This window comes from Nocardia inohanensis NBRC 100128, assembly GCF_001612945.1.
In the GTDB taxonomy this organism is placed as follows: Bacteria; Actinomycetota; Actinomycetes; order Mycobacteriales; family Mycobacteriaceae; genus Nocardia; species Nocardia inohanensis.
This window is the reverse complement of record NZ_BDBK01000011.1, coordinates 21,394-41,537: the sequence shown is the minus strand read 5'-3', so window position 1 is coordinate 41,537 and position 20,144 is coordinate 21,394. Positions and strand designations below refer to the sequence as shown.

At 69.2% G+C, this 20,144-nt stretch carries 19 protein-coding genes; 9 read left to right on the top strand and 10 right to left on the bottom strand.

What is annotated here, in order from left to right; genetic code table 11:
- Positions 1 to 70: 70 nt before the first annotated feature.
- Positions 71 to 1,078, top strand: coding sequence for a polysaccharide deacetylase family protein (locus tag NI1_RS21875; RefSeq protein WP_067824062.1), 1,008 nt, complete (start codon positions 71 to 73; stop codon positions 1,076 to 1,078).
- Between the two features lie 56 nt (positions 1,079 to 1,134).
- Here NI1_RS21875 and NI1_RS21870 read toward each other — a convergent pair whose 3' ends face one another.
- Both NI1_RS21870 and NI1_RS21865 read right to left on the bottom strand, forming a co-directional pair.
- Positions 1,135 to 1,917, bottom strand: a complete 783-nt coding sequence (locus NI1_RS21870; protein WP_067824060.1) for a hypothetical protein — start codon at positions 1,915 to 1,917, stop codon at positions 1,135 to 1,137.
- Positions 1,918 to 1,999: 82 nt separating this feature from the next.
- Complete coding sequence (locus NI1_RS21865) at positions 2,000 to 2,551, bottom strand: lipoprotein LpqH (protein WP_067824057.1); 552 nt, start codon at positions 2,549 to 2,551, stop codon at positions 2,000 to 2,002.
- Between the two features lie 148 nt (positions 2,552 to 2,699).
- On the opposite strand from NI1_RS21865, the gene NI1_RS21860 reads away from it, so the two are divergent.
- From NI1_RS21860 to NI1_RS21845, 4 genes are all read left to right on the top strand, one after another.
- The gene (locus NI1_RS21860) at positions 2,700 to 4,082 is read left to right on the top strand and encodes a hypothetical protein (protein ID WP_067824054.1); all 1,383 of its coding nucleotides are present in this window, start codon (positions 2,700 to 2,702) and stop codon (positions 4,080 to 4,082) included.
- Positions 4,079 to 5,317 (top strand): hypothetical protein, encoded by a 1,239-nt coding sequence (locus NI1_RS21855; protein ID WP_067824053.1) that lies wholly within the window; start codon positions 4,079 to 4,081, stop codon positions 5,315 to 5,317. Before NI1_RS21860 ends, NI1_RS21855 begins: the two co-directional genes overlap by 4 nt.
- A 229-nt stretch (positions 5,318 to 5,546) precedes the next feature.
- Positions 5,547 to 7,082, top strand: a complete 1,536-nt coding sequence (locus NI1_RS21850) for a tetratricopeptide repeat protein (protein WP_245663352.1) — start codon at positions 5,547 to 5,549, stop codon at positions 7,080 to 7,082.
- A 202-nt stretch (positions 7,083 to 7,284) separates the two neighbouring features.
- Positions 7,285 to 8,553, top strand: a complete 1,269-nt coding sequence (locus tag NI1_RS21845) for a CHAT domain-containing protein (RefSeq protein ID WP_067824050.1) — start codon at positions 7,285 to 7,287, stop codon at positions 8,551 to 8,553.
- Here NI1_RS21845 and NI1_RS21840 read toward each other — a convergent pair.
- Entirely contained in the window at positions 8,531 to 10,156 is a 1,626-nt protein-coding gene (locus NI1_RS21840; protein WP_067824048.1) for an alkaline phosphatase D family protein, read from the bottom strand. The two genes, NI1_RS21845 and NI1_RS21840, sit on opposite strands and share 23 nt — an antisense overlap.
- 55 nt (positions 10,157 to 10,211) lie before the next feature.
- On the opposite strand from NI1_RS21840, the gene NI1_RS21835 reads away from it, so the two are divergent.
- Complete coding sequence (locus tag NI1_RS21835) at positions 10,212 to 11,174, top strand: DNA polymerase domain-containing protein (RefSeq protein WP_218026807.1); 963 nt, start codon at positions 10,212 to 10,214, stop codon at positions 11,172 to 11,174.
- Positions 11,175 to 11,298: 124 nt separating this feature from the next.
- Positions 11,299 to 12,141: a hypothetical protein gene (locus NI1_RS21830; RefSeq protein WP_067824042.1), complete on the top strand. Its 843-nt coding sequence runs from the start codon at positions 11,299 to 11,301 to the stop codon at positions 12,139 to 12,141.
- Here the strand turns inward: NI1_RS21830 and NI1_RS21825 are convergent, their stop codons facing one another.
- The gene (locus NI1_RS21825; protein WP_067824039.1) at positions 12,142 to 12,858 is read right to left on the bottom strand and encodes an SDR family NAD(P)-dependent oxidoreductase; all 717 of its coding nucleotides are present in this window, start codon (positions 12,856 to 12,858) and stop codon (positions 12,142 to 12,144) included.
- 107 nt (positions 12,859 to 12,965) lie between these two features.
- On the opposite strand from NI1_RS21825, the gene NI1_RS21820 reads away from it, so the two are divergent.
- Together NI1_RS21820 and NI1_RS21815 are read left to right on the top strand one after the other, a co-directional pair.
- Complete coding sequence (locus NI1_RS21820) at positions 12,966 to 13,634, top strand: TetR/AcrR family transcriptional regulator (RefSeq protein ID WP_067824036.1); 669 nt, start codon at positions 12,966 to 12,968, stop codon at positions 13,632 to 13,634.
- A gap of 105 nt (positions 13,635 to 13,739) precedes the next feature.
- Positions 13,740 to 14,189 (top strand): MarR family winged helix-turn-helix transcriptional regulator, encoded by a 450-nt coding sequence (locus tag NI1_RS21815; RefSeq protein WP_067824033.1) that lies wholly within the window; start codon positions 13,740 to 13,742, stop codon positions 14,187 to 14,189.
- Here NI1_RS21815 and NI1_RS21810 read toward each other — a convergent pair.
- The 6 genes from NI1_RS21810 to NI1_RS21785 all read right to left on the bottom strand — a co-directional run bounded on the left by NI1_RS21810 (position 14,178) and on the right by NI1_RS21785 (position 20,105).
- A complete protein-coding gene (locus NI1_RS21810) occupies positions 14,178 to 14,369 on the bottom strand; it encodes a hypothetical protein (protein WP_067824030.1) in 192 nt (63 codons plus the stop codon). The genes NI1_RS21815 and NI1_RS21810 overlap by 12 nt on opposite strands.
- 179 nt (positions 14,370 to 14,548) lie before the next feature.
- Complete coding sequence (locus tag NI1_RS21805; protein WP_084523534.1) at positions 14,549 to 15,541, bottom strand: AraC family transcriptional regulator ligand-binding domain-containing protein; 993 nt, start codon at positions 15,539 to 15,541, stop codon at positions 14,549 to 14,551.
- Positions 15,538 to 16,440 carry an AraC family transcriptional regulator ligand-binding domain-containing protein gene (locus NI1_RS21800; protein ID WP_067824027.1) on the bottom strand — a complete coding sequence of 301 codons (903 nt, stop codon included), beginning with the start codon at positions 16,438 to 16,440 and terminating at the stop codon, positions 15,538 to 15,540. Before NI1_RS21800 ends, NI1_RS21805 begins: the two co-directional genes overlap by 4 nt.
- An 87-nt stretch (positions 16,441 to 16,527) precedes the next feature.
- Positions 16,528 to 16,719 carry a hypothetical protein gene (locus NI1_RS21795; RefSeq protein WP_067824024.1) on the bottom strand — a complete coding sequence of 64 codons (192 nt, stop codon included), beginning with the start codon at positions 16,717 to 16,719 and terminating at the stop codon, positions 16,528 to 16,530.
- Positions 16,720 to 16,758: 39 nt separating this feature from the next.
- Positions 16,759 to 18,462: an AMP-binding protein gene (locus NI1_RS21790; protein WP_067824021.1), complete on the bottom strand. Its 1,704-nt coding sequence runs from the start codon at positions 18,460 to 18,462 to the stop codon at positions 16,759 to 16,761.
- Positions 18,459 to 20,105, bottom strand: coding sequence for an AMP-binding protein (locus tag NI1_RS21785; protein WP_067824390.1), 1,647 nt, complete (start codon positions 20,103 to 20,105; stop codon positions 18,459 to 18,461). The genes NI1_RS21790 and NI1_RS21785 overlap by 4 nt, the downstream gene beginning before the upstream one ends.
- Positions 20,106 to 20,144 lie beyond the last annotated feature (39 nt).

The following is a 20,144-nucleotide window of genomic DNA, read 5'->3' as shown; positions in this document are numbered from 1 at the left end:
CCGCCGCCGGGATGATGCCGGTTTTACCGAGATCATCCCAAAACCGTTGTCGCGGCGTAGCGTTGCGGCGATGAAGCGGGGATCTGCGTTCGCCGCGCGACTGTCGGTCTCGATGCTGGTGTGTGCGGCGGTAGCGGCCTGCGGGTCGCCCGCGGACCCGGCCGCCGCCGTGGTGGCTCCGGCGACCTCCGCGCCCGCGCCCGCGCCGCCGAATCCCGCGTCCGTCGCCGCGAACGAGCTCGGCCTGGTGCCGGTGCTGATGTATCACCAGATCGTGGCGGTGCCGGGCGGTGAATACGACCAGACGCCCGCGGAATTCACCGCCGAACTGGATCGCCTGTACCGGGAAGGCTATCGGCCGGTCACCCTGGCGCGGTATCTGGCCGGTGACCTGAATCTGCCCGCGGGGACGCATCCGGTGGTGCTCACCTTCGACGATTCCACCCGCAGCCAGCTGAGTTTCACCGATACCGGTGCGGTGACACCGGATTGCGCCGTCGGCCTGCTGGAGGATTTCGCCGCCCGGCACCCCGATTTCCCCGCCACCGCCTCGTTCTATGTGAACAACGACCCCTTCGGCAATGACGCGCGCGCCTTGCCGTGGCTGGCCGCGCACGGTTACGAAATCGGTGCGCACACCGCGAATCACGCCAATCTCGCCACCTTGGACGCCACCGGCGTGCAGCGCGAATTCGCCGAGAACATCCGGGCCATCACCGCCGCGGTCCCCGGATACACCGTGCACACCATGGCCCTGCCGCTCGGCATCGCGCCCGCCGATCGCGCCCTGGCGCGGGCGGGCAGCTGGGACGGCACGAGCTATGCCTTCGACGGCGTACTTCTCGTCGGATCGAACCCTGCGCCAACGCCTTTCGGTGATCTGGATCCCGGCGGCATCCCGCGGATCCGCTCGGGGCGCGGCGATGTCCCCTTCGATTCCGGCTACTGGCTCGACGACCTGGCCGCGCACCCCGGCGGGCGCTACACCGCCGACGGCGACCCGGCCCGAGTCTCCTTCCCCTCCGGGCTGGCCGGCGAGTTGGCCCCGCGCTGGTCCACCCAGGCCCAGCCCTACTGACCACAAGCGAAAGCCGCAGGCATGATGCCTGCGGCTCGCGGAGTTCCGGAACGGCTTCAGGTGTTGACCGGCAGCGCCAGCACCACCTCGCGCTCGTTCCCGGGCAGGTAGCGGACCTGCACCACCCGTCCGACCTGCACCAGGGGGACGCTGTTGGGCGGCAGGAACTTCTCGGTCCGGGTTTCGAAGGTGCTGCCGTCGGGGCGGGTGACGACCAGGGTCAGGTCCAGCCGGGAGTGGCCGTCGCGGATCTCGCCCGGCACCGACAGCGCGCTCACCACCGCCTGCGCCGGGATGCCGCGGCGGCCGATATCGAGCTTGGCCTCGGTGGTGAAACCCTTGCGAATCATGCTGGCGTTCATGACTTCCTGCGCGGCGGCGGCATCGCCGGAGAGGTCGACCTCGACGCGGTCGGTGCGGCCGGGCAGGTACCGGACGGGCAGCACCACGCCGGGGCGCAGCAGCGCCAGCTGGGTGAGCGGGACGATCATCTTGGCGTGCGAGGTGAAGGTCTTGCCGTCGGCGGCCTCCACCTGGAGTTCGATGCGGACCTGCGGCTGATCGTTGACCGACACGCCGGTCTGGCCGACTTCGCGCACGGTGCCGATGCCGAGCAGGCCATCGCGGAATTCGGAGCTGTTGAGACCGGTGAGAGCGGACATGATGCCCTCGCCGGTGAAGGCGAACACGATCGGAACCAGGGTGAAGGCGATGATCGGCAGCGCCATCTGCCAGCCGATCCAGCCGAACGCGCTGTCGGAGGTGAGCCCGGTCCACACGTAGTAGGCGATGGCGAGGCCGCCCAGGGCGAGGGCGGCGATGCGAATGTTCTTGGTCATGGTGTCCTCGAAAACGGTTGTGGTGGAACGGGAAAGGGGAATTAACCCGCTCATGCCAATCCGGCATGAGCGGGGTGGGGCACTATCCGCCGACGATCGAGGAGCAGGCGAAGACGATCTCGAACTTCGAGTTCTTCGGCCCGGCCATCGGATTGGTGAGGTCGACCCCGCCGACGCCCTCACCGGTGACGGTGTAGGTATTGCCGCTCTTGGTGACCTTGGCCGAACCGCCGGGCACGCCGTTGCCGTAGCCGACGGCGTACGGGGAGCCGTTGCTGCCGCCCTTGGTGCCGGCGATGCCGACCGCCTGCACGGTGTCGTCACCGCTCAAGGTGGCGCTCACGCTCAGGTTGCCGTAGGTGGCGTTGTTGACGTCGGTGAGCGCGAGGGCCAGGGTGCCGCCCTGCTTGGCGCAGGTGGTGTCGAACTTGGCGTCCAGGGCCTTGCCGTCCACGAGGGCCGAGGAGTGGCCGCCGGACGGGGCCGGGCTGCCCGGGCCGACCGGGGCGACGGAGGTGGTGTGGTCGGTGACCGTGGTGCCGCCCTTGTCATCGGAACAGCCGGTCACCAGGGCGATGGCGGCGGCGGTGGCGACGAGAGCGGTGGCGGTGCGGCGGAAGGACTTGGCGTTCATGGTGTTTCCTCGTTCTGGTGCGTCGGGCTCTCGGGTGGAGCCGTTGCCAGAACAGTAGGAATCGGGGCGTGCCCTACCGATCCCAAGTTTCGGTGCGCGAAGCTCTGCCGCACTCCGCTAACCTGGGCGAATGCGACGACCGCGGGCCATGGTGCTGGACGAGGTCTGGCGGCGTCTCGACGGGGTCGAGGCGTTGAGCGGACCGCACGGGGGACCGTTGCGCCGTACCGTGAAGCTCATCCTGGATCCGCTGGTGATCCGGCCGGTCCAGCACCCCTCGTGCGCCGGATCGGTGCTCACCGAGGACGGGGCGGTGCTGCTGGCCACCCGCGTGAACGCCGCCTCCGACGTGCTCGCGGCCACCGCGGCCTGGTTCACCCTGCTCAAACAGACGCGGCGGGCCTTGCGGATCACCGAGGGGAACGCCCAGGACCAGTATTTCCAGCGCTGCTTCGAACTGGCCACGGTCTCCGGAATGCCGGACGCGGTCCGCGACCGGGCCGCCGCCGAGGCCGCGCTGCGCGAGATCCATGATATGACCGCGGGCCGCACCACCCAGGCCCTGCGCGAATACCTGACCGACCCGGCCCGCGAGGACGAACTCGCCGCCCTCATCGCTACCGCCTGGAGCCGTCGCCCGCACACCCCGGTGCCCCGGCACACCGATCAACTCGCGCTGCTGCTGGACGCCTGCGCGGCCGAGCGGCTGGGTGAGCCGGCCGGTGACGTCGATCTGGAGGACCTCGTCGCCGCGCTCGCCGGGACCCACACCGGAATCGGTCTGTGGCTCGACGAAAACGCCGGTGTCGCACAGGAACTCGGCCTGACGCTGCACCCGGTTCCGGCGCCGCCCGCCGTCGGTGCGTCCGCCTCCACATCCACCCTCGGCCTCCCGTTCGACCGCACCATTCACGAGCGCGTCTTCACCGTCCTCCAGGCTTCCAGCGAACGCGCCGACCTCCCCGAAATCCCGGAACTGGTGGCCGCCGAGATCGCTCGCTCCTGCGCGCCCTGGGCCCTGCTCGACGAAGCCCTGCGGGTAGCCGCGGCGGCCGGTTCGGTCCTGGCGAAGGAACTGCGGCCCATCGGTGGCGGCGGGCCGGAACCGGGATCCGGCCGATTCGACGACGGGTCGCCCCGGGCCGGCACGGCGATGGCGGGGCGGCTCGGCGCGCAGCCGCGCCCGGCGGGCACCGCGGCCGCACGGGTGATCAACAGCCGGTGGCAGCGGGAAGCCTATGTGCTGCAAGCGCGGCGGCTCGCGGTCCGCACCGACCCCGCGGCCACCACCGGCCCGCTCGCGGCCATCGCGGCGGAGTTGCAGGTGCCGTGGCGGCCCTATCTGCGACGATTGTGGGCACGGCTGCACGGCTGGGATGTCCGCGAGTTCCCCGTCTACTCGGCCGGCGAACTCTGGGATGTATTGGACGGCGTCGCCCGGTCGGTGATTCTGGACCACCGGACCCGCGTGAAACGAGCACTGGCGACCGGCGTGCACGAACTCGACGCGATGGAATCGAGGGCGGGATGAGCAACTCGGCCTTGCGGATCAGCCCCTGCGGCGACGGGCTGTACGGCATCGTACCCCCGGGCGCGCCGACCGTCCTGGACCCCGCCGCCGCCATCCACACCATGGTGCTGGAGGTCGTCGGCGGGCACCTGACCTGGAATCTCCTGGACGGCCAACTGCTGCCGGCCGCCGTGATCGACGACGTCGACGCCGCCCAGGAATGGGTCTGGGCGATCTACGGCGAACCGGTCGCCCTGGCCCTGGCCGAGGCCGGCACCGGCGAGCACAGCGCCGCACCCGTCCTGTCACCCTTGGCTGTCAGCGCACGCCGCCTCGCCTACGCGCACTGGGCCGCCCGCTGGTGGCCCGCCTCCACCCTCGACTCGATAGCGCCCTTGGACCCGGCCCTGCTCGACCGCGATATCGCCGCGCTCACCGAGGAATGCGACCCGCTCGTCGACGGCGCCGACGCCGTCGCCCCCGCGGTGGCCGCCATGACCGAATCCTTCCCGCGCGCATCCGATTACGCCCTGGCCGCGGGCCTGGAACCACCCCACCCCGACGGCATCGTCCTCGGTCGCGGCACCAACGGCTGGGACTGGCGGCTCTGCCCACCCGGCCTGATAGACGCCTCCGAACGCGCAGTCTCCTGGCGGGTCACCCGCACCGCCGCCACCACCTCCGTCGAGGTCAGCGTCGCCGCCGCCCCCGGCACACCCTCCGCGGTCCCGGCGCACCTACGGCCGTGGGCGCGCATCATCACCGCCGGCTCAGGCAACGGCAGCGAACGCGCGAACGGCGGCCGCCCCACCCAAGTTGATGGGAGCGGTTCGGTGGACGGCGGCCACCGCGACCTGGCTGGCGGGAGCGGTTCGGTGGACGGCGGCCACCCCGATCTGGCTGGCGGGAGCGGTTCGGTGGACGGCCGCTACCCCACCCCGACTCATGGGAGCGAGGCCGGGGATGGCGGCCACATCCGTGCGGACGCCGACAGCGTCGAGACGGACCTGCGGTTGTCCGGCGATGCCTGGGTCGGTTCGATCCGCATCCCCGCGGCGGGATCGGTTGCACGCGTGGATATTCGAGTCCCCGGCTTCGGTGTCTTCCTCGACCCCGGCACGCCCGAGCTCCGGCGGCGAATCCGCGATTTCGCCGCCGGTCGTCTCCGCTTCGCAGGCTCGGCGACCGTCGATGCGGGGCCGGACGTCCCGCTGCTCGCCGAAATCGCCGCCGCCGCGGACGATTCGGACTTCTGACGTGACGGCCGGCCGCACCGGTGACCCTGACGAACCCGATTCGTCGGAGCCTGGCAATGCCTCGATCTACGGCATCGCCGGGGACGAAGCCGCTTCCGGGAACGCGGACGAGCGCAACCAAGTGGGGGAGTCCGGTGCGTCCGGCGGATCGACAAGTGCGGCCGCGAAGGGTGTTTCGCGCGGCGCGCCATCCGCGAGCTCTCCAGTCGGCGCCGATCCGGTTGAGGCCGTGCTGCCGGCAGCGGACACCGCCGGTTCCGGCCCGGCGGGGTCCGAGGGGGAGTCGGAGTTGTTGCGGGCCGGGGCGGAGTTGGTGGGGCGGGGGGAGTTCGCGGCGGCGCTGTGGGCTTTCGAAGAGGCGGAGCGGGTCGAGACGGGGGATTTGCGGGTGTGCGCCATGGTGGATGTGGCCACGGTGCTGGATCAGTTGGGGGAGCACGCGGGGGCGGTGGCGAAGTACCGGGCGGCGTTGGCGGCGATGAGCGGGCCGGGGCCGCATATGCGGCCGGGGGCCTGGATCGGGTTGTCGCAGGCGTTGCAGCATCTGGGGGATTTGGATGGCGCGCAGGAGGCTTTGGAGCGGGCGCGGGAATTGTTGCAGGGGGAGGGGGCGCCGGGGGAGATGCGGTTCGCGGCGCTGGTGGCGGGGACTGCGCTGGCGCTGCATCGGCAACAGTGGTCGCGGGCAATCGAATTGGCCAACGAGTCGTTAGGGGTGGCGGTGCGGTACGCACCGGACCGGGCGGGTCATTCGCTGATGAATTTGGCGGCAGCGCATTTCGAGACCGGACGCTGGGAGCTGGCGGAGGATTTCGCCGGGCAGGCGCTGGTGGCCTTCGACGCGGCCGGGGCGCGGGACGGGGTGGCGGAGGCGCAGTTGAATCTGGCGCTGATGTACGTGCGCACCGGGCGTTTCGACGATATCGAGCCGGTATTGCTGGCCGCCCAGGAGTATCACGAGGCCGCCGGGCTCACCGTGCGCGCCGGCATCGGCCGCAAGGTGATGGGATTCCTCGCCGAGCAGCGCGGCGACACGGCGACCGCCGACGCGAAATACCGTGCGGCGCTGGCGAGTTTCGAAGCCTCCGGCGCGATCATGGAAGCGGCCGAGGTGCGCACCCGGCTCGCCTCCGTCGCCATGGCCGCCGGACGCTTCGCCGAGGCCGAAGCCGAGCTGCTGGCCGCACGCGCGGTATTCGCCGCCCGCGGTCTCGGATTGCACTGCGCCCAAATGGATTTCTGGCTGGCCGACCTCTTCGGTCAGCTCCTGGAGACCGTGCCGGACCTGCTCCCGCGCGCCCTCGATATCGCCATCCCGGCCGCACTCGCCTTGGACGCGGTCCGCTACGAACTCCCCGACGGCGCACAACGTGAGAACTGGAACCGCCGCATCGCCGACCCCGCCATGCGTGTCGCCTTCCACTACGCCTACCTGGCCGGCGACGGCCGCCTGATCGCCGACCTCATCGAAACCCAGTGTGCGGGAACCAATCTCGACATCGCGCGCATCTCCGCCACCCCGCTCAACTCCTTCGACGCCCGCCAACCCCTGACCCCGCCCCCGGCACCCTCCGGCCCGGCCAGCGACGCCCTCCAATTGGGTACCGCCCTGGCCGCCGTCGCCGCGACAGCAGGCTTACCAGTCACCCCGCCACCCCGCGTCGCGGTCGGCCCCGACGGCCACATCGCCCTCGCGGCCTGGATCACCGCCGCCGAGGAACGCTACGGCCGCCCGATCCGCGACAACCGGCTGGTGCGGTCGTGACCTTCGCTCACCGAGTGGTAAGAACCGGCTGTCACCGAGAACCTGGTGTGCGGTCCGATACGCGACGCTCGACCGTCGAGACCGTGATCGGCCGCGACTGCGAGGTATTTGCTCCGGTGGCCGCACGACAATCGACCGGCGCACTGATGACCGAGATTCTTGGCGCGGACCGCGCTGCGGCGGCGCTTCGGTGGGCTGCGGCATGACGAGTGAGCGGCCGACCGCGTTGATACGCATGGCTGATGCCGGAGATCTCTTCATCACCTGGCGGTGGCTGGACAACCGCGCCGCGCCCGGGATCGGCGTGGTGCCGCGTGAACAGCTCGAGGCGGCGATGCGGCGGTTCACGGCGGCGCTGCCCGCGCCCGGCGGTCCCTTCGGTCTCGAATTCGCGCTCACCGAGGGAGAGTTGGCTTCGTTCGAATCCGAACATGCTTTGGCGCAGGAGCTTTCGGCAGCGTTCTTGCCGTATAACCTCGCGGTGACGATGCACGACTTCTATACCAAGGGTCTGCGGCCGCACCTACGGATTCAGCCCTCGCCGCGGGTGGCCCAGCTGCCGTGGGAACTGCTGGCCCCGGATCCGGGGCTGCGGCTGCTGGATATCGCGGATACCAGCGTGCTCGCCCCGCCCGGGATCGTGCAGGCCCCGGCGCGTATCGCCAAGTCCTGGAGTGAAACTCGTGAGCTGCCGGTGGTGGCGGTTCTGGATCCACGGGTTCCGGGGTTCCGTGCCGATTCGGTGCTCGGTTCGGTGCTCGGCCGGATGACGCCGGAGGCCCCGGTGGCCGAGCTGGTCTCCGAGCTGGCCGCCGATGGGAGGCTCGTACTCGCTGTGGACGACCCGGTCGCCGCGTTCCGGCGCACCGATGTGGACCGGGTGTGGCTCGGGGAAGCCCTGCGGGCGGGCGCTTCTCGCCTGCTGTACGTCGGTCACGTCACCGCCGTCGCGCCCGCCTCCGGGCAGAGCGAGTCCGCCACCATGCACCTGGCGTGCACCGCCGGCACCGTGGGTTTCGCTCCCGCGCAACGCGATCACCGGCCGCTCTCGGCGCGCGATCTGCTGCTCGGCACCCACACCCTCACCCCGGATCCCCGTACCGGCCCTGAGCTCTGGCCGATTCCCAGCCGGGTCGCTCTCATCGCCTGCGAGAGCGGCGGCGACCTGCGTTTCGGCGAGGCGTTCGGCCTGATCTCCGCCATGCTCACCGGCGGCGCGGAGCTCGTGACGGCCGGGCGCTGGCCGTTGCCCACCGATCTGGCCTTCGAACGCCTGGGCGGCGCACCGTCCGGCAGCCGCCCGCTCCAGCACGCCATCCGCGCCGTCGACACCGCTCATGAACAGCCGGATCCGGTTGCCGCCCTGAACGATTGGCAGCGTAAAGAGCTAGCCGCCTGGCAGTCCGGTGCGGGTATCGAACACTCCCCGCTGCTCTGGGCGGCGCTGGCTACCGTGGATGCGCGGGCATGACCGTCGGTGCGGCCGAGGTGGTGTCGGCGGTGACGCCGGGCTCTCCGTCCTGTACGACGAAGCTGGCGCGGGTCTCCACCCCCGCCCCGGGCCGCTCGATGTACGGCACCACCCGAAAGTCGCTGCGCCACAGGTGATGATCGACCTCCACCCGCACATACCCGCGCTGCCCGTTGAAGAATTTCAGATCGGGATTGGCGGCCAGCAGATCGCGCCCGGTGTCGGTCATATCCGACCCGTCCCCACCGGAGGTGATCGAGGTTCCCGTGAATTCGACTCCCACGACCGGTGATTCGGGTTCTGCGTAGTCACGGCGCAGGTCCGCCGCGTAGTTGTGATGCCGATCCCCGGTGATCACCACCAGGTTCCGTACCCCGCGCTCGGCCGCGCCGCCCAGCACCCGATTCCGGTCCGCCACATAGCCATCCCAGGCATCCGAACCGAGATCAACGCCCGGCCCGGGATCGTAATCCGAGCGCGCCATGGCGACCTGATTGCCCACCACCTGCCACCGGGCGGCCGAGCTGCTGAACCCATCCAGCAGCCAATCCCGTTGCCGTGCACCGAGTATGGTCCTGTCCGCAGCCGTCCGATCGGTACACCCACCCCACAGCAACCCCGGCTCACAAGCCGGTCGATTCCGATACTGCCGGGTGTCGATCATCGTGATCTCGGCCAGATCCCCGTACCGATACCGCCGGTGCAGCAGAATATCCGGCCCCGACGGCAGCTGCGCCAGCCGCAGCGGCTGATGCTCGTACATGGCCTGGAATGCCGCCGCCCGCCGCCGCCGGAACATTCCCGGAATCCGGTAGATATCGATCCCGCCCCCGGCGGTATCACCCGCCCAATTGTTGTCGACCTCGTGATCGTCCATGGTCACCAGCCACGGGAACGCCGCATGCGCCGCCCGCAACGGCCCTTCGCTCTTGGCCTGGGCATAACGCAGCCGATAACCGGCCAGATCGAACACCTCGCTCCGGAACCCCGGATCCACCGGCATCCCCGATCGCCCCCAGCGCCAGCCCTTTTCGTAGATGTAATCCCCCAGATGCACCACCAGATCCAGATCCTCGGCGCTCAGATGCTCGTACGCCGTGAAATACCCCGACGGCCACGACTGACAGGAGGCGAAGGCGAACCGCATCCGCGCCACCGCCTGCCCGGCCGCCGGCGCGGTCCGGGTCCGGCCGATCGGAGAGATCGCCGACCCCACCCGGAACCGATAGAAATACCACCGATCCGGTTCCAGCCCACCGACTTCCGGATGCACGCTGTGCGCGAGCCCGCGCGTCGCCACCACCGACCCGCGCGCCACCACCTCCCGGAAGTACTCGTCGTGCGCGACTTCGTAATCGACGCTCACCGGCCCCCAGTGCATGCCCCCGTGCCCGTCGGGCGCGAGCGGATCCGGGGCCAGTCGCGTCCACAGCACCACGCTGTCCGCCGCCGGATCCCCCGAGGCCACCCCCAGCGTGAACGGATCGTCCCCGATCCGTCGCGGCGCCGCGAACCGCCCGCTGCTCACCGCCCCCGCCCCAACGAGCACCGCCGACGCCCCCACCCCGCCGAACCTCAACAACTGCCGCCGCGACAAAGCCATAAGCAACGGTACGCGCGCCCCGGTTGACGCGGTTCCGATCGCGGCGCAGGGTGGGCTGATGGGTGATGACGTCCGGATGGGCATCAAGCTGAGCAGCCTGGACTCTCCGTTGTTCGACGGCGCGGACGCCACCAAGGGCGATCTCGTCGACTATCTGGAGGTGATCGGCGAGCGCCTGGTGCGGCAGTTGCGCGACCGGCCGTTGTCGGTGGTGCGGGTGCGTCCCGGGCAGGAGCCGTTCATGCAGAAGAACCTGCCCAAGTACACCCCGGAGTGGGTGCACCGCATCACCATGTGGGCGGGAAGTTCGAAACGTGAAGTCTCCTATGCCCTTTGCGATGATGTGCGCACGCTGCTCTGGTTCGGCAATCAACGGGCCGTGGAGTACCACACCACCCTGCTGCTCGCCGAGGGCCTGGTCGACTATTCGGGCAGCCAGACCCATCTGGTGCTGGATATCGATCCCGATCCGGCGCAATCGTTCCGGGAGGTGGTGCGCGCCGCCGAGCTGATCCGCCAGGCTCTGGCCGATGACGGTCTGGCGGGCGCGGTCAAGACCAGCGGCTCCAAGGGCGTGCACATTTTCGTCCCGGTCAACCCGGTCTCGCTGGAGGACGCGGCCGCCGCCACCCGGGCCATCGCGGCCCGCGCCGAACGCCTCGATCCGGCCCTGGCCACCACCGCCTTCATCAAGGAGGACCGCCACGGCAAGGTCTTCCTCGACTCCACGCGCGCGGGCGGCGCGACCGTGGTGGCCGCCTACAGCCCGCGCGTGCGCCCGGGCGCGACCGTCTCCTTCCCGCTGCGCTGGTCCGAACTGCCCGATGCCGACCCGCACGATTTCACTGTTCGCAGCGCCGCGAAGCTGCTCGGCGACAGCGATCCGTGGGCCGAGGAGATGCCCGCCCCGCAGGATCTTCCCGCCGACCTGCTCGCCGAGGGCCACACCATTCCGGTGGCCCGGGTGCAGGCCATGCACGAGGGCAAACGACGTGCCAAAGCCCGCCGCGAAGCCTGAGCCCGGCGCGGCGATGCGTCCGGGCCTCGCGCTTCCGGCCGCCCCGGCAGCACGCCGCGCGGTAGCTCGCGCCTGGCCGGGGCAATTGGCTAACTTTCGGCGAATTCGAAGTTAGGGTGCGGGGGTGGACATAACGCTCGAATGGGATACGCATCCGGGTACCGGGCTGCGCCTCGCGAGTGAACTGGCCGGCGTGGCCGGACTGGCCGATCTCGAGAACCTGCAACCGGTCGCCGATCCGGATCGCATCGGTATCGTCGCCGCCCGCCGCAGCGGTGAACTGGTCGGCTGGGCCGAACTGCATCGCGGCGAATTCGGCACGGCCGAAGCCGAAGTCCTCTACGCCGCCCGCTACGTCCGCCGCATTCAGCTCGGCCACTACGACTTCGAGACCGCCACCGGCGAGGAGGAGGCCGTGGTACTGGCCCTGCTCACCGGGGCCGCCGAGCAGGCGCGGGCGGCCGGATTGCCCGCACTGGTCTGGAGCGGCGCGGACACCGGCCCGGAGGGCGTGGCCGCGGGCCTGCTCGGCGCCAAGGTCGAGGAGGAGTACGCGCGACTGTGGACCGCGGAGCCGCGCAGCTGGATTCCGCCGGAGCGGATCGCGCAGGCGGCCCCGCTCGACTGCGTCCTACAGGCGCTGGCCGAATCCTCGGACCCGCCCGGTCATGTGCTCGCGGTGGCCCTGCTGGATCCGGAATCGGCCGGGCCGATCGCCACCATCACCACCTCGATCCTGGGCAGCGAGGCGTACATCAATGGCGGCGAGGGCTTCGCCTACGGCGATATCGAACCGCTGGCGCTGGCCGGCCTGACCGGCGCGCTCATCACCGAACTGCACGACGAGATGCCGCACGTGCTGGTGCTGCGCGTCTTCGAATTCGACGACGACCCGATCCGCAGCGCTCTCGAGCTGGCCGGCCTCGACATCTCGGCCCGTTTCCACCGCTACGAGCTGCCGCTCTGATCAGAACCCGACGCCGACCTCGACCCGGTCGCGTTCGGTGTACATGCGCCAATAGTGTTCGCCCAGTTCGGTATTGGTCATGCGTGCGATCTCGATACCCGCGGGCGCCAGCTCGGGATGCGCGTCCAGCAGCTGCTCGGCCCGGCTGTCGCCGATGAGCACGCCGATATCGAGCACCCCGGCATAGACCCCGGTGCCCTGCAATTCCGCCGCGAGCTGCTGGACGTACCCGCGCTGCGCGGCCAGCGCCACACCGAAGTTCGACAGGTAGGGCATCGGCGTGTCCGGCGACGACCCCGACGAGAACAACAGCGCCCCCTCGCCCCGCGCGATCATGGCCGGCGCCAGCGCCCGGGTCATCAGGATCGGCGAATGCACCTTGAGCGCCATGGGAACTCGCAGCCCCGGCACATCCAGTTCGAGCGTGCTGGGTATCCGGTCGGTCATCTCACCGGCCGCACCGTGCAGCGCCACGTCGATCTCCCCGAGACCCGACCGGATCGCGGCCACGGTCGCGTCGATCTGCGCCGGATCGGTGACATCGGCGGGGAACGCAGCGGCCTCGATGCCCTCGCCGGCCAACTCCCGCACATGCTGTTCGGCCCGGTCGGCCCGCCGCCCGATCACAGCGATCCGGAAGCCCGCGCGCCCGAAGACGCGAGCGACCCCCATGCCCAGACCGGGCCCGAATCCGAAGATGGCGATGGTTTTTGCCATGACTGCCTCATTAAGTTGAGTGGAGGTTCAAGTTGTAGTGCCGACGCTAGCACTAACTTGAACCAATGCTCAACTTAAAGTCGCGCCCGGATTTGTAGGATCGGCGAATGTCCGAGAACAAGCCGCTGCGCCTGGACGCACGCCGCAATCGCGACGCCCTGGTGAGCGCGGCCCGCGAGGTCTTCACCGAACGCGGACTCGACGCCCCGCTCAAGGAGATCGCCGCCCGTGCGGGCGTGGCCATCGGCACGCTCTACAACCGCTTCCCCACCCGCGACGACCTGATCGCGGCCGCCGTCGAAGACCGCATCGAAGCCGGCGAACGCATCGCCGACCGTGCCCTGGAAATCCCGGACCCCTGGGACTCCTTCGTCTACCTCGTCGAGAAGATCTGCGAGCTTCAGGCGAGCGACCGTCTCCTCAACGAACTCGCCGTCCGGGCCGCCCCCGGCCCCGCGGTCGCCCGCGCCCGCGCCGAGGGGCATGCCAAGATGCGCGAAATCATCACCCGCGCACAGCGATCCGGCGTCCTGCGCACCGACTGGGTGCTCGAGGACATCGCCTTCATCACCTGGTCCCACACCCGAATCGTCGAAGCCACCGCCCGCATCGCCCCCGCCGCCTGGCGCCGCCACCTCGCCCTCACGCTCGACGGCCTGCGCGCCGCCGCCGCGCACCCGCTCCCGGTGCCGCCGATCACCGAAGACCAGCTGATGGCCGCGCTCGGCGAGGGCGGCTCGCCGGCGGCCGGGTCATCGAATTCCTCCGATGCGTAACCGCCCCCGCTGACCACCCCGAAATGGGGCACATGTCCGATGCCGGATCCCGTATCCGCGTGATTACCTGAACCGGAGGGCCGACCGCACCACCGAAGGAGCTCGATGAACGACCGTGCTCAGCTCGCCGATGTCCGCGCTCAGCGTCCACTCGGGTACTGGCTGCGCCAGCTCGACGAGTCCATCGAGGCCGCGCTCGACCGACTGCTCGCGGCCGACGATCTGGACCGCCGCACCTGGCAGGTTTTCAACACCATCTCCTACGGCGCGATCACGCTCGGCGAGGTCGACTACACCATGTCCGCGTTCCGCTCCGAGGCCGAACCCACCATGCGGCCGCATGTGGACCGGCTCATCGCGCGGGGCTGGGTGGATCTGACCGCCGTCGAGGTGGTGACCCTCACCCCGGCGGGACGCGCTGCCCACGAACGCATCTCCGCCGCCACGGGTGAACTGCGCCTCCGCATGATGGATTGCGTTTCCCCGGACGAGCACGCGGTGCTGATGGAGCTGTTGCAGCGCATCGCCACCCACCTGGATGGGCTAGACCCGTAGGAAGCTGGACGCGATGTTCCAGAACATGCGGCGGTCGAGGATGTGGAAGTCCCAGGATTGGGTCAGATTGTGGGTTGCGGTGACGATGCCGGGGACGTCGAAATCGTCTCGGGTAGCGGTCCCTTTGGCCTCGAGTGCCGTGATCACGTAGGCGGTGGCGGATTCCGGGGTGTGTGGCATGCCAAGCTCCGATCGTTCGCCGTGGGGTCGAGGGGCGTTTCGTTCAGTGTCGGGGGCGTATAGGGGGTTGGGGAGTTCCGAAAGCGCCAAAGCGCAGGGGGACACGCCAAAATTTTGCCGGGTGGTTGCCGGAAGTCGGGGCGGCAGTGCGGTTTTGGTGCCGGATCGATACCGGCCGATCAGGTGCCGTCGCTGAGGTTCCAGCGCTGGGCGGCCCGGCGCAGCGCGGCGGGGTCGGCATAACCGAGCAGTTCGGCCTGGCGCGCGCGGGACAGGTGGGTGGCTTCCTCCAGTCGCCGGCGCCGGGCCTGATCGAGCTCGCGCCGCCAGCTGGTGCCGGCTTCGGCGAGCCGGCGTTGCAGTGAGCGCGGCGAGGTGTGCAGGCGGCGCGCCACGACTTCCAGCGTGGCGGTGCCGTCGTCGAGCGCGGCGTCCAGGGCCGCGGCCAGGCGTTCGGCCCAGGTGACCATGAAGCGCAACGGTGCGGGCATGGCCGCGGCGTAGCCGGTGAGCACGCCGGTCAGGTCGGGATCGGCGGTCTTCATGGGCAGCGCCAGATCCCGGGTCTGGAAGGTGATGGCATCGGAGGCGGCCCCGAATTCGACTGTGGCGGTGCCGAAGAGCTCGTGGAACGCACTGTGATCGGCGGGCGCCCGCTGCCGCAGCGTGATTCGCACCGGATCGACGTGATTGCGCGTGGCCCAACGACTACGGGTGATCAGCAGCGCGAAGGCGGAGTGCACCAACAGCTCCCGCCCCCGGCACTCCTCGGTCACGGTGAGCAGCTCGAAACTCACCTCGTCGTCGCTGTGCTCACCGATCAGCAGGCTGTAACTGGTGGTCAGGCACCCGCAGTAGCGAATACACGCGATCAGCGCCTGGCCGAGCGTATCCGCGGACAGGAACAGGTATTCCAGCAAGCCCAGTTCCCCGGGCGTGCTGTTGTCGGCCGAGTGCAGGGCGATCTCCGCATTGCCGGTCCGCTCCTCCACCAGCTCCCACAGGCGCACGCACACCTTGTTCGCGACGCGCGTATCTTCGCCGCCCTCCGCCCAATTCGGCACGCCGACCTGGCGAGCCAGCGCATCCGGATCCAGACCCGCCCGGGCGGCCCGGTTCAGTACGAACCGGGCCATGAGAATGCTGTCGGCCCATTCCGAGGAGGTGTTCACGGCGTTTCGGCGGCCGACTCAAGTTGCTCGAGATGGCGTTTGCGGGCGCGCTCCACCTCCAGCCGCCAGGTGGTGCCGGATTCGGTGAGCCGTCGTTGCAGCGTGCGCGCACTGGTGAAGAGCCGCCGCGCCACCTCGTCGAGCGCCGGATCACCTTGGTGCAGCGCCTTTTCCAATACCGATGCGACCCGGTCCGGCCATTCGGTGGCGCGTGGCGGAGGTGGGGGCATGCCGGCGGCATAGCGGCGCAGCACCGCCGCCAGCATCGGATCGGCGGTGACCTGCGGCAGTTCGAAGTCGGTGAGCCGATAGGTCATGCTGTTGACCGGCGCCGCGAAATCCAGTTCCGCGGTGCCGAAATGCTCGCGGAAGGCCGCGGTGGAGCGGGGCGCGCGCTGCTGGAACGTCATCCGCACCGGGTCGATGGGCCGCCCGGTCACCTGCCGGATGCGCGAGACCAGAATGCCGAGCGAGGATTGCACGGACAGATCGCGGCCGTGCCCCTCGGCATTGATCATGTACAGATTGAAGGTGGATTCGGTCTCGGTCTGCTCGCCGGCGTCCATCCGGAAATTGGTGCTCACCGCCCCGACGTAGGGCCCCACCACCCCGAGCCCTTCCCCGAGGGTATTGGCGGTGGAGATCAGGTAGTCGAAGAGCCCGAGCTCGCCGACCCGGTATCCGCCCACCACCCGCAGCGTCGTATCCGGGTCTCCGAGTTCGTGTTCCAGCAGTTCCCACAGTCGCGGGTAGTAGTGGCTCGGGACACGAGCGTTGCTATCGCTCAGTAACCAGTCTGGCATGCCGGCCTGCCGGGCCAGCTTGTTCGGATCGATTCCCGCCGCAGCCGCACGAGACAGGATGAAGCGGGGCATCAAGACCGTGTCGGAGGTGTGCATAGAGCTATGTTGCGGCGAAATCCCGGGCAATCCCCGGGAATTCGCCGAACTGCGGCCACCGTCACCGGCGTGGTGGCGCGCCGGGCGTCACGGCCGCAGGAAGGTGGCCGCGATCCCCCAGAACCTCCGGCGATCCACCAGATGGAAATCCCATGTCTCCGTGATGTTGTGCGTCGCGTCGACGATGGCGCGCACGTCGAAGTCGTCGGCGCGCGCCGTGCCCTTGGCTTCCAGCTCGGCGATGACAAAAGCGGTGGCGGTTTCCAGCGTGTGGGGCACTCGAAGGCTCCAATTCTCGTAGGGATGGTTTGCGGCGGGTTAGGGCTTGTTGTCGGTGAGAACGTCCTCGTAGCGGAACTCGGTGGGGATGGGTTGCCCGGCGGCGTGCGCGTCGTCCTCGCGACGGCGCAGGTCGACCCGGCGGATCTTGCCGGAGATGGTCTTGGGTAGCTCGGTGAATTCGACCCGGCGCACGCGTAGGTAGGGGGCCAGGTGATCGCGCGCGTATTCGAAGATGGCGCGGGCGGTTTCGGCGTCCGGCTGCCATCCGGCGGCCAGCGCCACGTACGCCTTGGGCACCGCCAGCCGGGTGTCGTCGGGCTGCGGCACCACCGCGGCCTCGACCACGGCCGGATGTTCGATGAGCACGCTCTCCAGCTCGAACGGCGAGACCTTGTAGTCGGAGGATTTGAAGACGTCGTCGGTGCGGCCGATGTAGGTGATGTATCCGTCCGCGTCGCGGCTCGCCACATCGCCGGTGTGGTAGTAGCCGCCGGCCATGACCGCGGCATTGCGTTCCGGATCGCCGAGGTACCCGCTCATCAGGTTCACCGGCGCGGCGGACAGGTCCAGGCAGATCTCGCCTTCGTCGGAAAGCTGTCCGGTGATGGGATCCACCAGCACCACCGGTACCCCGGGTGCGGGCCGGCCCATGGAACCGGGCTTGAGTGGCTGTCCGGGCGTATTACCAACCTGGAGTGTGGTTTCCGTCTGTCCGAACCCGTCGCGAATGGTGAGACCCCAGGACTTTTCGACCTGTGCGATCACATCCGGGTTGAGTGGCTCACCCGCGCCGAGGATTTCGCGCAAGCTAGCGGGCCGTTCGCCGAGGTCCGCCTGAATGAGCATGCGCCACACCGTAGGCGGCGCACAGAAGGTATTCACATCGGCGCGCCGTAGTTGGTTCAGCAACGAACTGGCATCGAAACGGCTGTAGTTGTAAACGAAAATCGTTGCCTCGGCCAGCCAGGGGGTGAAGAAGCAGCTCCAGGCGTGTTTGGCCCACCCCGGTGCGCTGATGGCCAGATGGGTGTCGCCGGGGCGAACCCCCAGCCAATACATGGTGGTCAAATGCCCGACCGGGTAACTGATCTGGGAGTGCTGCACCATCTTCGGCTTGCTGGTGGTGCCGGAGGTGAAGTACACCAGCAGCGGATCGTCGACCTCGGTCACCGATTCGAACGGACCTGTCGGTTCGACGTCGGCGGCGTCGGCGTAGTCCCGCCATCCGGATACCGCCTCGCCCACCACGATTCGCGTGTACTCGCCCGGCACCGCGTCGAACTTCGGGGTATCGGCGGCATTGGCGATGACGAAACGCGCTCCGCCACGCTCGATTCGATCGATCAGATCGGCCGGACCCAGCGCCCCGGTGGTCGGCATGATGACCGCACCCAGCTTGGCCACCGCCAGCATGGCCTCCCACAGCTCGACCTGATTGCCGAGCATGAGCATCACCCGATCGCCCTTGCCCACGCCCAGCCCGGCCAGCCAGGCGGCCACGCGGTCGGAGCGAATCGCCATCTCGTCGAAGCTGATTCGCTGCTCGCGCCCGTCCTCCTCGACGATCCACAGCGCCGGGCGGTCATTGCCGCGGGCGATCACGTCGAACCAGTCCAGGGCCCAGTTGAACGATCCGGTCAGCCGCGGCCAGGTGAAGGTGCGCAGCGCGGCGTCGTAATCGGTTGCGGCGGCCAGCAGTTGGTCGCGGGCGCTGCGGTAGGCGGCGGTATTGGCGGTCATGCGCCCTCCTGGCTGGACCGGCCGAGCAGTCGTGCGGCGATCTCGCGCATCTCGATCTTGCGGATCTTGCCGGTCACGGTCATCGGGAATTCATCGACGATGTGCACGTAGCGGGGAATTTTGAAATGCGCGAGCCGCCCGGCGCAATAGGCGCGCAGGGCCTCCACGGTCAGTTCCGGCGCGCCCTCTCGCAACCGGAGCCAAGCCATGAGCTCCTCGCCGTATTTGGCGTCGGGCACGCCGATCACCTGGGCGTCGAGGATGTCGGGGTGAGTGTAGAGGAACTCCTCGATCTCCCGTGGGTAGATGTTCTCACCGCCCCGGATCACCATGTCCTTGATCCGGCCGGTGATCGCGACATACCCGTCCGCGTCCATGGTGGCGAGGTCGCCGGTGTGCATCCAGCGGGCGGAATCGATTGCCTCGGCGGTCTTCTCGGCATCGTTCCAATAGCCGAGCATGACCGAATAGCCGCGAGTGCAGAGTTCGCCGGGTTCCCCGCGCGGCACCGTCAGGCCGGAGACCGGATCCACGATTTTGATCTCGATATGCGGCCCGGCCCGCCCGACGGTGGCGGTGCGCTGGGTCAGGCTGTCGCCGCGGCGGGTCTGGGTGGAGACCGGGGAGGTCTCGGTCATGCCGTAGCAGATGCTCACCTCGCGCATCCCCATTCGCTCGATGACCTGCTTCATCACCTCCACCGGGCACGGCGATCCGGCCATGATGCCGGTGCGCAGGCTGGACAGGTCGTAGGCGTCGAAATCCGGATCGGCGAGTTCGGCGATGAACATGGTCGGCACGCCGTACAGCGACGTACAGCGTTCGGACGCAACGGCTTCCAGTGTCGCGCGCGGATCGAACGACGGGGCGGGGATGACCATCGCCGCCCCGTGGCTGGTGGCGGCCAGATTGCCCATCACCATGCCGAAGCAGTGATAGAACGGCACCGGAATGCAGATGCGGTCCTGCTCGGTGTAGCCGCACAGCTCGCCCACGAAGTATCCGTTGTTGAGGATATTGTGATGGCTGAGCGTCGCGCCCTTGGGGAAACCCGTTGTGCCCGAAGTGTATTGGATATTGATCGGATCGTCCGCCGACAGCTTCGCCTGGGCCGTCGCCAGCGTCCGGGGATCGGCGGCCCGCCCGGTGGTGAACAGTCCGTCCCACTCCGGCGAATCCAGCAGCAGCACCTGCTCCAGCTCCGGGCATTCCGGCCGCACCTGTTCGATCATGGCCGCGTAATCGGAGGTCTTGAAGAACGGTGCGGCCACCAGCGCCCGAATCCCGGCCTGCCGCAGCACATACCGCAATTCGTGCGATCGGTAGGCCGGATTGATGTTCACCAGCACCGCACCGATTTTGGCGGTCGCGTACTGCGTCAAGGTCCACTGCGGGCAGTTGGGCGCCCAGATGCCCACCCGGTCGCCCTTGCCCAGCCCCGCCGCCAGCAGCCCCAGCGCCAGCGCGTCCACCTCGGCCACGAACTCGCGATAGGTCCAGCGCAGGCCGGTGGTGCAGTCGATCAGGGCGTCGCGCTCGGGGTGCGCGGCCGCCGTCCGATCCAGGTCGGCTCCGATGGTGTCGCCCAGTAACGGCACATCCCATGCGCCATGGGTATAGCTCACCGGCCGGAGCCGGTCCATGCTCTCGCTCACTTGGATAGGATCCACATCACATCAGAA